Genomic DNA, 12,701 nt, shown 5'->3' with positions numbered 1-12,701 from the left:
CATCATTTCGAAAATCATCGAATCAAATCATTTAAATGTTTGATGATTTTATGTTATGGTGTTGAAAGTATGAAACTAGTATGATTTTTGACAGAAATGGGGACATCATTTATGAGTCAATCAGTTTTACAGCGTACAGCTTATTCCGTTTTAAATTTATCCTCTGTGACAGAAGGGGGCTCCATTAAGGAATCTTTTGAACATAGTATGGATTTAGCAAAAAAGGCGGAGAAGTGGGGTTATCATAGATACTGGCTGGCAGAACACCATAATATGGAAGGTGTTGCAAGTTCAGCAACGTCCGTTTTAATTGGGTATATTGCTGGCGGAACCGAAAAAATTCGAGTAGGATCTGGTGGAATTATGCTGCCAAACCACTCTTCACTTGTCATTGCTGAACAATTCGGCACACTTGAGACATTATATCCGGGGAGAATTGATTTAGGTCTTGGCAGAGCACCAGGGACAGATCAGTTAACGGCAAGGGCGCTTAGACGTAATCTTCATAATGGAGAAGATTTCCCTGAGCAGCTAGAAGAACTTCGGCAATATTTTAAACCAACCGGACAGGTCAAAAAACATGTAAGAGCCGTTCCGGGAGAGGGTCTAAACATTCCGATTTGGCTGCTTGGTTCAAGCGGTTTTAGCGCAAGACTTGCAGGAGAGCTTGGATTGCCATTTGCCTTTGCGGCACATTTTTCACCTAAAAATACAATTCCTGCTTTAGAGTTGTATAGACAGTCATTTAGACCTTCTGATGTGTTGAAAGAGCCTTATGCCATGGTGGGGGTGACAGCTTTTGCTGCAGATCAAACAGAGCGGGCTGAATATTTGGCAACCTCTCATTATCAGCGGTTTTTGAGTCTCATTCGAAATACTCCAGGAAAACTCAAAGCGCCTGTCGACAGTATGGACGGCCTTTGGAGTCCATATGAAAAAGCGATGGTGGATGAACAATTAAGTTCGACAATGATCGGGGATAAAGAAAAGGTGAAAAAAGAATTGGAAGCCTTTGTTGAAGCTACTCAAGCAGACGAAGTGATGATTAATTCGGATATGTTTGACCATCAAGAAAGAATGCGTTCATATGAAATCATCAGCGAGATCTTCCAAGAGGCACAAGAAAAATAAACATAAAAAAGAACTGCACAAAGCAGTTCTTTTTTTACTTATGCTTTTGTAAAAATACGAAATGGTTGTCCAATTGGCAGTACAGTACGGCCAAAATGAGTATTGAGCACAACTGCTGCTGAACCATAAAAAGAAAGCAGGGAAATGATCAATTCTGCAATACCGGCAATGGTATGAGTCACATCGTACATCACACCAAATGAGCTTAGGGAAAGACCAAGGAATAAGAAATCAATAAAGACGAAAATCAAAAATAATACTTTATGTGTTTCCATTGCACCAATCGTCATAAACAAGCTGAAAATTAAATATCCGATAAACGCAAAACCTAGTTGTTTTGGATCTGCTGCTTCCGCAAGCGTTTTCCCAAAAACGCCCGCTTGAATGAGCCAAGTCGTACCAACGCCCATCCAAAAAAGACCGAATGCGCCAAAGGCAGTGGCTCCAAAAATATTTTGATGCTTTGAATCTTGTATGGACGCGATCAGCTGCGCGATGCCTCCAAGGAAGATAGCCCAAGGTAAAATAAGGGAAGTGCCATCTGTAATTCCTAGTTTTTGTGAGGACGCAACGAGCGTCACCATTGCTAAACCAAACAAACCAAGTGGTGTTGGGTCTGCAATTGATAATCGATAAGCTTGAACATTCTGTTTTTCCATAATGACCTCCTACAATTTGCACTTACAAAAGATACTCGAATTAGACCGAAACGTCAAGCTCTTTTTTAGTAGACACTTGCAACGTCTTCCAAATAAATCTATATTTAATACATATCAAATGTGATAGAAAAAGAGGGATAAAATTGAGTAAAGGCTTAGCTGGAAAAACGATTGCCATTTGTGGAACGAGAAAAACAGAAGAAATGCGTACACTTGTCGAAAAGCAAGGGGGACAAGCCGTTATTCGTTCTCTTCAAGGAACCGTATTTTTAGCCAAAGAGGAGTTAAAACCAGGCATTGAAACCTTTGTGAAAAAAGGCGTCGATTGGGTGATTTTAACAACGGGTGTCGGGACTGATACATTAATTGAGAGTGCAGAAGAGCTTCATTTAGGGGAAGAATTTATGCACATTCTATCAAATGCACAGATTGCTTCAAGAGGATACAAAACCTATGCTGCACTCAAAAAACGCGGAATTCAGCCAGACGTATCTGATGAAGATGGAACGGTGCGTGACCTAATCTCAAAGCTTGAAGGCAAAGAGTTTCAAGGCAAACGTGTCATGGTGCAGCTGCACGGAGAAAACGCTCCGGCTCTCATGAAGTTTTTACATGACAAAGGGGCAGATGTATTGCCGCTTTTACCTTATCAGCATACACCACCTGAACCAGAAGCCGCAGAAACATTGCTTCAAGAAATGAAAGATGGAAAAGTCCAAGCCGTCTGTTTTACAACCGCTGTTCAGGTGCACGCCTTTTTCACACTAGCGGCAAAATGGGGAAGAAAAGAAGAACTCCAAGCGCTATTCGAGCAGCCCGTACTGGCAGTAGCTGTTGGAAAAGTCACAGCTGAAGCTTTAAAAGAAGAGGGAATTGACCGGATTCTCGCCCCGTCACTTGAGAGAATGGGTGCAATGATTATGGAATTATCTCAATATATGAAAAAACAATCCTTACACTCATAGAAAAAACGCCTTTCACTAGATCAGTGGAAGGCGCTTTTCATTAGATTGTCCGTTTTCGGTTCGTACGAATTTTTTTTAAGACGAAATAGAGAACGATTAGGACAATCGCAATGGCCATAATAGGAGTGGTATAAGCGTGAGCAACACTTTGAATGTGGTCCCACTTTGTCCCAAGCTGCATACCGAGATAGATAAATAAGATCGACCAAGGGATGGCTGCTAGTCCTGTCAAGAGGACAAATTTCAAAAAAGGCATTTTGGCAATACCGGCTGGAATGGAGATGGCATGGCGGACAATAGGAATAAAGCGCGCTGTAAACACCACACCGGTTCCATATCGATCAAACCAGCGCTCTGCAGTGGCGATATGATGTTCATGGATGAATAAGTATTTTCCGTACTTTGTTAAAAAAGGTCTTCCGCCATAAAGACCGATCCAGTATATAAAACACTGTGCGAGCGTACCTCCGATGACGCCGGCGATAACAGCTCCAACAAAACCGATTGTTCCTGTTGACACCATATATCCGCCATAAGCAAGAACAATTTCGCTCGGAATGATTTCAATCATCAGACCTAGTGCTACACCTACATAACCAAGGCTTGTCAGCCAAGTTAAAATTTCATTAAACAAGGTTCCCATTCATTTCACTCTGCCTTTAAATACGAATTTTCTTCAAGCATCCATATAAAAGCCTATGCTTGTTTTGTTTCTCTCATGAGTCTGCTTTCCGCTTACCTCTCTGAAGGTCAAACCGAAAAACGCCCATCTAGCAAACTTTATCATACCATATTTGCTCGCACCTAGACGATCTACTTGCTGAACACTTGTTATCATGATATCAGGAAAGAAAATATGAACAGGCGGCTTCCGTTTTTTTCAACAGATCATGATATAATTTGTTAGATGAAACGAACGGGTGGTGCATTAACATGTATTTAACAATCGAAGAAACAGCTGAATACTTAGAAGTATCAGAGGCGTATATTGAGAAATTAATTCAGCAAAAAAAGATCCGTTTTGTATTTGACGGAGAATCATATCTCATTTATCAAGGACAGTTTCAAACGCATATGAAGCAGCTTGAACAATACAAAGAGCTCGTCCAAGAGATTTTAAATGAACCGATTCCTGAAGATCCAGATGTAAAGGATGAAGATTAGATTCAAAGGAAGTGAATGGAGTGGAAAAAGTCGTCTTATGTGAAGCCTGTCAAAAAAACGCAATGAATGTGGTAGAAGATACTGATGAACCGAAACAACCTTATCAATTATGTCAGCCGTGTCACAAGAGACTAATCAACAATTCTTTACGACCGATTGAATGGTATAACTTAGCCGTTCTCCATTCTCCTAAACAATTTTTACTGCATGATGACTTTTATGGAGAGGATGGACAGGCTTTGCATGGTGTCATCGTCACCAAAGAAGATAAAGCCCCCACATTACAAGACGTGCGGCAAGATTTGGCGTCTTTAATAGACTTCTCAATTACTAGGTGGTTTCTTGAGGATGATGTCATTGATGCGCTGAAACAGCATGATCAGCAAAGGACCTTAGACTCTGTTCAAAGCCGGTTTGAGGAAACTCAGCATATCGAAGTGAAATCACGCATGTTAGAAATCGTGGCTGATGTTTTAGGTACATCTGCCGCTGGGTGGGTAAGGGAACTGGTGAATCAGGCTGACGAAGAATTTCTTTATCCACTTTCTTGGGCAGCGGCCAGCAGTTTGCCCGAAGATGAAGGTTTACAACATGTGATAGAGAAATTGAAATCGATCAGTGAAAAAGAATTACCGACAGCTGCTTTTATCTGTCTGTACCGTTTCCACTCTAACAAAGTATTAAATTGGATGGAGGTCACTTGCACTCATTTTCACGTTCATTGGGGAAGGCTGGCAGCTTTAAGCTGTCCAACCTGGGATAGAATGAAAACATGGCTAGACAAAGGAAGACCTTTCAGTTTAATTGCCCTTGAAACAATGACACACTGTGCTAAAGGGAATAGACCGGTCCTTGTGGAACAATGTTCACCTAAGATCCTTCACACAGATAAAAGTGAAGTAGAGAACACGTTAAATGACTATCTTCAAAAAGACTGCGTTCCAAGAGTCAAAACGAACGTGTCTACCATATTGAACAACAAAGAAGATATTTTCGAATAATTTCCAACTCCTTTATTGACTGACACCAGTTTGCACAATTTTCATATGGCATTTAACTTGTACATCCGCATCAGGATAGATTTCCTTCCATTTTTCTGGTGTCATAGCTTTGTCTTTTGATCGATACCTTAAGCCTAGCCCAAGCGGATCAATATGTTGCTTTTTAAAGGACTGAACAAGGTCTTGTCCTTGCTGGGCGACACGTTTTTCAACTTCTTTTTCGACATGGTCCAATATATTCGGTTTATCAATTTTCTTGGATTTCATGAATTCTTTTAATTCGCCCTTCAGCTTGATATCAATCGTGATATGAGGCTTTTTTGTTAGGTTATTCGTTGGTTTGATCTGGTAGGACACATGTGATTTGATATTTTCAATGACGACATGGGTCTTTTCTTGATCAGCCAATTGAAACTCGTAGATACCATTTTTATGATTTTCAATCATCGCTTTAAATGTGAACGTGTCTTCTCCAGGGATATGACCGACCATTTTTTCCTGATCAAACAGAGCAACTCCTGTGACTTTAATGGCGTTGCTAGTTTTCTTGATGTAAGGCAGGTAAGCATCGACTCCTTTTGCCAGCATCTGATTCATGAAAATATGCTGATTAGTGACAGGTTGATTGCCATTTCGCATATTTTGGGACAACAGATCAGAGAGATACACACCTATATTTAAGTTCGTTTGATTCATTTTTGTATATAATAAATCTTCAACTTCTCCGCCTACAATCGCAAACACTTGGCGTGAACCAATGATAGGATCACGATAAATGTAATTCATTAAATCGATCATGCCGACTTCCTTTGCTAATTTTTCACTGACTAAAATAACGAGCACCTGACCCATGACGACTGGAAAAGGTGATTTTTCTGATACGAGAAACTGAATATTACTAATGGTATTTGACCTTGCGCTTAATATTTGATAACTTCCTTGCTCCTCACTTTTAAAGACAGGGAAGACAAAGAAGCCCTTCATTTCTCCATCTTCGATTAAATCAAATCCTGCCGCCTGAGAGATATTTAATTCATCTAAAAGGCGAGGCTGTGCACAGCTAGTTAAGAAGAGACTAAACAACATGAGACCCGTGAGTATATAACGTTTCATGCTCGTTTTTTCACCCACCTTTTTTTCAACATCAGTCCAATAACCATACAGACAATCAAGCCATATACAAGAAAGTATCCGCTATATTCCACCCATTGGTTAAATGTTTCAAAAGAAGTCGCCCCCGTAAAAAATGAAAACATGACCAGAATGAGGATGCTGAGCGCGATGAACGTGACGCGCTGGCTTGTATGAAGCACTTGTTTTGCCATTCGGCTCGCGGCCCACAGTGGAATCGCGATATTCGGAATGATTAAAAGCAGCCAAAGAGACACTTCGATAAATTCAAAGCGTTGGATAAACGGGAGCTTCACAATGCTTGTTAACGTTAACGTCGGCCATTTTGTTAATTTAAGCTGAGCACTTGAGTAATACGCAATGGAGACGAGAAAGACGAGTAAATTTAAGCATGTCGTAAATAATGCCCCCATGTGAGCAAATTTTTGAGACGTCTGCGCATGTTTAATAAAGGGATAATAGACAAGCAGTGTGCCAAAACCAAACATGGATAATGAAGCATCTTTGACTCCCATCAACAGCTGCGAAAATGTATGATCAAACATCGGGAACATGAAACGAATGTGACTATATTTCATGGCATAAAAACAAATAAACGTCATCCAATACGTCAGTACAATACTAAAAAATGCCCATCCAGCAATCGTTCTAAACCCGCCGGTATGAATGTAATACACGAGCAGCAGAAGTACAGACGCAAACAATAGACCAGGAATTTCTTTAAACAGCCATACATGGATCACATCCATATAATGGACGAGAACGGTCAACGACAAAGAAGCAAAATATAAGATATAGAGAATGTTGAATAATTGCCCAACCCACTTGCCAAATACATATTGCGTGATATCACCAAATTCATCCGAAGGGGCCTTTTTAAACATCATGTACATAAGAAAGATCATGACATTGACACTGAAGCCAGAAATCAGAATGGCGATCCATCCATCATTATTCATAGAACGAACAAGGTTTGTTTGAAAGTTTAAAATGCCAACACCAACTTGATTAGCATTAACGAGAAAAAACACAAAAAAAGGGGAAACTTGAAATTTCTCTTTTACAGAAGAAGAACTCATGCTTTCACTTCCTTATTCATAAAAATCATTTTTCCCCTTACGGCCTTGCTTAGGCTTTTGCCGATGGATGGTTTCATTTTTCGGGCGTAAATTTTCCGGTCTTTTATTCAAAAAACGAAGCTGAGGGCGAATCAAACTGCCCTTTAGATCTGTCAGGCGCAGCGGAAAAATAGGCTCTAGATACGGACGTCCAATAGACGTTAATTTCATTAAATGGGTGAGAAGGAATGATCCCATCACTGCAATACCTAATGCACCCCACACCTGTGCCGCAAGTAGAAAGGGAAATCTCAGCAGCCGAATGGCACTGCCCATTTTGTAAATAGGGGTGACAAATGAGGCAAGAGCAGAAAGGGCAACAATAATGAGTAAAATATTACTTGTTAATCCTGCTGCCACAGCAGCCTGTCCAATGACAATCCCTCCAACAATCCCGAGCGTCTGACCGACTTTAGCCGGAAGCCTTGAACCCGCTTCTCTTAGTAATTCAATCGAAATCTCTAAAAATAGCGCCTCAATGATTGGAGGAAATGGAACAAGATAGCGGGAGGCCACAATGGTTTCTAATAAGTCTTTTGGAATTAGCTCATAATGAAACGTTAAAACGGCTACATATAAAGGTGTCGCAAAAATGGAAAATATCACAGCAAATATGCGTAACAGCCTAAAGCAAGAAGCCGCAATCCACGACATATTGTAGTCTTCCATAGTGGAAAAATACTCAAGTAAAATCGTCGGGGCAAGCAAGACATGAGGCGAGCCATCCACTAATATGGCAATTTTCCCTTCTGATAAACCTGAAGAGACGCGGTCGGGTCTTTCTGTATTTAAAAACAACGGAAAGATCGTATTGGACACATCATAAAGCATCTGTGCAAGGTAATTTGCATCTAAAATTTGATCAAAATCAATGTCTTCAATACGCTGGAGAACGGTTTCAATGTTTGTCGGATTAGCAATCTCTTCAATATATAACACCGCTACTTTTGTTTGCGAAAGCGTGCCAACCGTCTTTTCTGACACTTTCAGGTTCGGTGTCGGCAGCCGCCGTCTGACCAAATTTAAATTGGTATCCAAAACCTCCACAAATGCTTCCTGTGCACTAATAATGCCAAATTCTATCTCGGGCGGACCTACTTGTCTGCCTTTCTTTTCTTCAATCGGGATCAGAAGCGCTTTGCCCCAATCCGTTTCGAGCCGAATGGCCAAGTTACCTAAATGAAGCGCTTTTTCCACTTCCTGAAGATCGGTCGTGATGACGGACTGTTCAATGGGAATTCGTTCTTTCAGCTCCTCAAGAGTAGGGGTGAGATGTAATTCTTTCATGCAGGGCAAAATTTGTTCATGGAGTAGATGCCCATTAATTAAAGAACGAAAAAAAGAAATTCGATAAAGAAACCCTTCACTTCGTGACAACTCGTTTGTAAAATCAGAGGAACGTGACAATGCCTCAAATACTGAATTTGGGTCTTTTTGATGTTGTTTGTTTTTCTTCAGCACTTGAACCATCTCCTTCCGCAATTTGCCTCTATTATCCAACCAATTGCCGGAAGATATGCATGAAAAAAGCGTTCAGCTTGATGTGCTGGACGCTTCTTTTCCATATTGAACCGCTTCTAATAAAAAATCTACGAGATGAACAGCACGCATGCTGTTCGATTGTCCTGAACGTTTGATACCTGCTGCCATTTGCAGCTGGCAGCCTGGATTGGACGTGACAATCGCAGTCGCAGCTGTTTGACTAGCTTCTGTCATTTTATGATCTAAAATTTGCATCGACATTTGTGGCTGCAAGATATTATAAATTCCGGCGGATCCGCAGCAGCGGTCGGCATCCTTCATTTCTTTAAATGATACCCCTTGAATTGCCTTCATGAGCACCCTTGGCGTTTGCTGTACACCCATTCCGTTCCGCAAATGACAGGAATCTTGATAGGTGATGACTTGCTCTGGCAAAGCAAGCGGCGTACGGCCGTGAAATTCCAGCTCCACGAGAATGTCTGATATATCCGTGATTTTCTGTGAGAAGGCTTCACCTCGCTTTTGAAAAGACGGATCATCCTTTAGTAAATGATCATAATCACTTAAAAAGGCACCACATCCGCCCGCATTCATGACAATGGCATCTGCCTCAACCTCCTCAAATGCTTCAATATTCCGCCTTGCTAGCTCTTTCGCTTGCTCTTTTTCTCCACTATGACCATGAAGTGCACCGCAGCACGTCTGAACAGGAGGGACGACAACGTCACAGCCGGCCAGCTGCAAAAGCTGGATGGTCGCTTCGTTTGTGCTGGAAAAAACGGTGTCCATTAAGCAGCCAGTAAAAAAGGCGACACGCTTTCTTGCTGTGCCAATGGCCTTGTATTCTAACGCACGGTTTTTTTGTTGTCGCGGCACCTTTGGAAGGGCCTCTTCCATCAGCTGTAAATGCGGCGGAAGTACCTTTAGCATGCCAGACTTGCGGGCGGCCGTTTGCAGACCAGAGGTTTGATAAAATCGCAGTAGTCCAGCCGCTTGACGCATTCGGCTTTGGGAAGGAAAGAGTCCTTTAAACACAACACGTCTCACAAATTTGACAGGAAGGGATTGTTTCTTGTGCTGCTGAATGATGTCTCTTGCATCCTCAAGTAAACGTCCATATTTGACGCCTGAGGGGCAAACCGGTTCACATGCACGGCAGCCAAGACAAAGGTTCAATGAATGTTCGACGTCTTCATCAGGCTCAATCACGCCGTCTCTTACCGCCTTCATTAAAGCAATTCGGCCGCGGGGTGAGTGCGTTTCTTGTTGACCGGATTCAATATAAGTAGGGCAGGAAGGGAGGCAGAAGCCGCAGCGCATGCAATTGAGCAGCTCCTTTTCGTCCATTTGCTGTTGAAATGTTTGCTGAATCTTTGTTTGTTTAGAGGAATTCATGAGACCACCACTCGCTTCCTTGCCGCTTTTCCAAACACCTTATCAGGATTCATGATATTTGCTGGATCTAGCGCTTGTTTGATCGCTTTCATTGCAGCGATTCCTTCTTTTTTGACCTTTAGCTCCAAATAGGGGGCTTTCATTAGACCCACACCATGCTCACCCGTAATGGTGCCACCAAGGGAGACTGCTTTTTCAAAAATGGCCTGAAATGCTTCTTCAACCCGCTTCATTTCTTCTTCATTTCTTGCATCAGTTGCACAAGTAGGATGCAGATTTCCGTCACCTGCATGACCAAATGTACAGATTTTCACGTCGTACTCTCTCGCAATGTCTTCGATCGCGCGCACCATGTTCGCAATTTCAGAACGGGGCACTGTGGCATCTTCTAAAATGGTCGTAGGGCTTAAACGGGCGAGGGCAGATAAAGCGGCTCGCCTCGCTGTTAAAAGGGCACTTGCTTCTTCTTCAGAGTGTGCGATATTCACTTCTTTTGCACCGTGCTGCTGACAAACCTTTGCAATGCTTTGCATATCACGGGAAACAGCCTCAGGATTGCCGTCCTGTTCGATTAATAGCACCGCTTGAACGTCAGTCGGCAGGCCGATTTTGGCAAAGTCTTCGACGACTTCTAGTGTCGGCTGATCCATAAATTCTAACGTGGCGGGGATGATACGCTCTGCAATAATCGCCGAAACTGATGCAGCTGCTTCCTCAAGGCTTTCATATAAACAAAGCATCGTTTGTTTAGTTTCTGGAAGCGGCAAAAGCTTCAGCGTGGCTTCAGTGACAATTCCGAGCGTTCCTTCTGATCCAACAAATAAACGGGTCATATCATACCCGGCCACGTCCTTTGCGAGCTTGCCGCCCGTTTTGATGATGTCACCGTTTGGCAGAACCACTTCAAGTCCAAGTACATAATCTCTCGTCACACCATATTTTAACCCCCGGAGCCCACCTGAATTTTCATTAATATTGCCGCCTAACGTCGAAATTTTCATCGAGCTTGGGTCTGGTGGATAGAAAAGGCCTCTTGCCTTTACTTGGTGAATGAGTTCCTGTGTGATCAAACCAGGCTGGACCGTTGCAGTCAGGTTTTCTTCGTCAATTTCGATGAATTGGTTCATTCTTGTAAACAACATCACAAGTCCGCCTTGTGTCGGACAGGTGCCTGCACAAAGGTTCGTACCGGATCCTCTTGGCACAATCGGCACCTTATATGAGGCGCAGAGCCGAACAATTTGCTGGATCTCCTCAGCCGCGTGCGGGCTTACGATGACATCTGGCATATGCTGAAAATTAGGCGTTGCATCATAAGAGTAGGCAAGCCGATCGGCTTTACTGCGCTGTACATGAGACGCACCGACAATCTTTTTTAATTGACTAAAAAATTCAGAATTTAACATACGCATTCACTCCTACTGATTAGACATACCGTTTCTTTCAGTATAAAAAAAGAATCGCCTCATGCCTATGGACGATTCTACAAAATATCGGGCTTCTCGCCTCGTTTATTTGGATGATGATCTAATAGCATCAAGGCTAAATAAAAGAGCATCGCATCCTGCATGCGTTTCGGATCAAGTGTCGTTAAATCTTGGATACGTTTTAGCCTGTAATGCAGTGTATTGATATGTACGTGCATCGCTTCCGCAGTATATTTCAATGAGCAATCTGACGTCATGAGTACACGCAATGTTTTCACTAGTTCAGGGTAGGGGAGAAGCGGGACAATCGTTCGATCAAGGAACACTTCTTTTGTTTCCTGACTCACTTCTTCTATAAAAAGTTCAAGTGTTAAATCCTCATCAAACACAATCGGTGTATCTGCATTCGCCATTTTTAAAGCACGAAAGGCTTGATGAAATGATTGCTTCATCATCTGTCCAGCTGCAGGTTTTCCCGCACCTATCAAAACCTTTGACTTAGGATGTGCGGTGAGCGCAGCATGGATGTGAAAAAGACGCTGCCGCAAAGTATCACGGTCATTTGCCGAGGTTTGTAGCATGAGCAAAAAGCGGGCATGTCCCCAGCGGACGATCATTTCCTGATTGGTGAGATGCAGCATTTCCTTCACTTTTTTGTATTGATCCTGCTTCATAAACGATTCATCGTGACAATCAATGAGGACGACCGCACGCTGCTTATTGATATCAAGCTGAAGCCGCGCTGCTTTTTCAGTGAGATCGATGGCTGTCTCTGGCAGATGAAGCCAGTCGAACACAAACGCTTCAAGCTGCCGTTCATCGGTTTCTGTTTCTAGAAAAAATTCATGTTCTTGAATAAGCAATTCGGTCATTTTTCGTAATATTTCGCCAAATGGAGAGACATGGACAGGATTTCCTGTCATCCCAATTACACCAATGACCTCTTGCTTAAAATAAATAGGCAGATTGATGCCAGCTTTGACCCCTTTCATTCGCTGCTCATCATCCTTTGTAAGGATTCGTTTTTGTCCTTCAAAGGATGTCAAATATGCCCCTTCATGAAATTGACCAATGCGCGCTGGATCTGTTGCCGCTATGATGGTGCCGTTTGTTTGTGTAATGATGATTTCCTCAGTCAGCACCTTTTTGACCTCGTCTACGATTTTTTCTGCCAGTGTCATTGTGAGCAAAACGTACCCCTCCGAGATGTATCTTTTGACACTATCAT

General features: G+C 42.4%; 12 protein-coding genes. 4 read left to right on the top strand and 8 right to left on the bottom strand.

What is annotated here, in order from left to right; translation table 11 throughout:
• Positions 1-111 precede the first annotated feature (111 nt).
• On the top strand, positions 112-1,131 hold the full coding sequence (locus tag NSS78_RS09460; RefSeq protein ID WP_106028836.1) for an LLM class flavin-dependent oxidoreductase: 1,020 nt from the start codon (positions 112-114) through the stop codon (positions 1,129-1,131).
• A 38-nt stretch (positions 1,132-1,169) separates the two neighbouring features.
• Here NSS78_RS09460 and NSS78_RS09455 read toward each other — a convergent pair whose 3' ends face one another.
• Positions 1,170-1,790, bottom strand: a complete 621-nt coding sequence (locus tag NSS78_RS09455; protein ID WP_050944818.1) for a GPR1/FUN34/YaaH family transporter — start codon at positions 1,788-1,790, stop codon at positions 1,170-1,172.
• Positions 1,791-1,933: 143 nt separating this feature from the next.
• Here NSS78_RS09455 and NSS78_RS09450 point away from each other — a divergent pair, with 143 nt between their 5' ends.
• Positions 1,934-2,755, top strand: coding sequence for a uroporphyrinogen-III synthase (locus NSS78_RS09450; protein ID WP_327841084.1), 822 nt, complete (start codon positions 1,934-1,936; stop codon positions 2,753-2,755).
• A 40-nt stretch (positions 2,756-2,795) separates the two neighbouring features.
• Here NSS78_RS09450 and NSS78_RS09445 read toward each other — a convergent pair whose 3' ends face one another.
• Entirely contained in the window at positions 2,796-3,398 is a 603-nt protein-coding gene (locus NSS78_RS09445; RefSeq protein ID WP_050944820.1) for a DedA family protein, read from the bottom strand.
• A 290-nt stretch (positions 3,399-3,688) separates the two neighbouring features.
• On the opposite strand from NSS78_RS09445, the gene NSS78_RS09440 reads away from it, so the two are divergent.
• Positions 3,689-3,919 (top strand): excisionase family DNA-binding protein, encoded by a 231-nt coding sequence (locus NSS78_RS09440; RefSeq protein WP_050944821.1) that lies wholly within the window; start codon positions 3,689-3,691, stop codon positions 3,917-3,919.
• 20 nt (positions 3,920-3,939) lie between these two features.
• Positions 3,940-4,920, top strand: a complete 981-nt coding sequence (locus NSS78_RS09435; RefSeq protein WP_327841082.1) for a hypothetical protein — start codon at positions 3,940-3,942, stop codon at positions 4,918-4,920.
• Between the two features lie 12 nt (positions 4,921-4,932).
• Here NSS78_RS09435 and NSS78_RS09430 read toward each other — a convergent pair whose 3' ends face one another.
• The 6 genes from NSS78_RS09430 to NSS78_RS09405 all read right to left on the bottom strand — a co-directional run bounded on the left by NSS78_RS09430 (position 4,933) and on the right by NSS78_RS09405 (position 12,663).
• Positions 4,933-6,033, bottom strand: a complete 1,101-nt coding sequence (locus NSS78_RS09430; protein WP_268460100.1) for a Ger(x)C family spore germination protein — start codon at positions 6,031-6,033, stop codon at positions 4,933-4,935.
• Positions 6,030-7,130 carry a GerAB/ArcD/ProY family transporter gene (locus NSS78_RS09425; RefSeq protein WP_003212426.1) on the bottom strand — a complete coding sequence of 367 codons (1,101 nt, stop codon included), beginning with the start codon at positions 7,128-7,130 and terminating at the stop codon, positions 6,030-6,032. Before NSS78_RS09425 ends, NSS78_RS09430 begins: the two co-directional genes overlap by 4 nt.
• Before the next feature lie 12 nt (positions 7,131-7,142).
• Complete coding sequence (locus NSS78_RS09420) at positions 7,143-8,630, bottom strand: spore germination protein (RefSeq protein ID WP_310023999.1); 1,488 nt, start codon at positions 8,628-8,630, stop codon at positions 7,143-7,145.
• 72 nt (positions 8,631-8,702) lie between these two features.
• A complete protein-coding gene (locus NSS78_RS09415) occupies positions 8,703-10,046 on the bottom strand; it encodes a (Fe-S)-binding protein (RefSeq protein WP_212046632.1) in 1,344 nt (447 codons plus the stop codon).
• The gene (gene glcD / locus NSS78_RS09410) at positions 10,043-11,452 is read right to left on the bottom strand and encodes a glycolate oxidase subunit GlcD (protein WP_212046633.1); all 1,410 of its coding nucleotides are present in this window, start codon (positions 11,450-11,452) and stop codon (positions 10,043-10,045) included. Before glcD ends, NSS78_RS09415 begins: the two co-directional genes overlap by 4 nt.
• 77 nt (positions 11,453-11,529) lie before the next feature.
• Positions 11,530-12,663, bottom strand: a complete 1,134-nt coding sequence (locus NSS78_RS09405; RefSeq protein ID WP_106032535.1) for a sugar diacid recognition domain-containing protein — start codon at positions 12,661-12,663, stop codon at positions 11,530-11,532.
• Positions 12,664-12,701 lie beyond the last annotated feature (38 nt).

This window comes from Bacillus sp. FSL W8-0920 (assembly GCF_038593215.1).
Classification (GTDB): Bacteria; Bacillota; Bacilli; order Bacillales; family Bacillaceae; genus Bacillus; species Bacillus pumilus.
This window is presented reverse-complemented; position numbering and strand designations above follow the sequence as displayed.

Excerpts from the sequence above, each read along its gene's own strand:
- NSS78_RS09460 (WP_106028836.1), top strand. The coding sequence starts at position 112 with ATGAGTCAATCAGTTTTACAGCGTACAGCTTATTCCGTTTTAAATTTA.
- NSS78_RS09415 (WP_212046632.1), bottom strand. The coding sequence starts at position 10,046 with ATGAATTCCTCTAAACAAACAAAGATTCAGCAAACATTTCAACAGCAA.
- glcD (WP_212046633.1), bottom strand. The coding sequence starts at position 11,452 with ATGTTAAATTCTGAATTTTTTAGTCAATTAAAAAAGATTGTCGGTGCG.
- NSS78_RS09425 (WP_003212426.1), bottom strand. The coding sequence starts at position 7,130 with ATGAGTTCTTCTTCTGTAAAAGAGAAATTTCAAGTTTCCCCTTTTTTT.
- NSS78_RS09445 (WP_050944820.1), bottom strand. The coding sequence starts at position 3,398 with ATGGGAACCTTGTTTAATGAAATTTTAACTTGGCTGACAAGCCTTGGT.
- NSS78_RS09440 (WP_050944821.1), top strand. The coding sequence starts at position 3,689 with ATGTATTTAACAATCGAAGAAACAGCTGAATACTTAGAAGTATCAGAG.
- NSS78_RS09430 (WP_268460100.1), bottom strand. The coding sequence starts at position 6,033 with ATGAAACGTTATATACTCACGGGTCTCATGTTGTTTAGTCTCTTCTTA.
- NSS78_RS09455 (WP_050944818.1), bottom strand. The coding sequence starts at position 1,790 with ATGGAAAAACAGAATGTTCAAGCTTATCGATTATCAATTGCAGACCCA.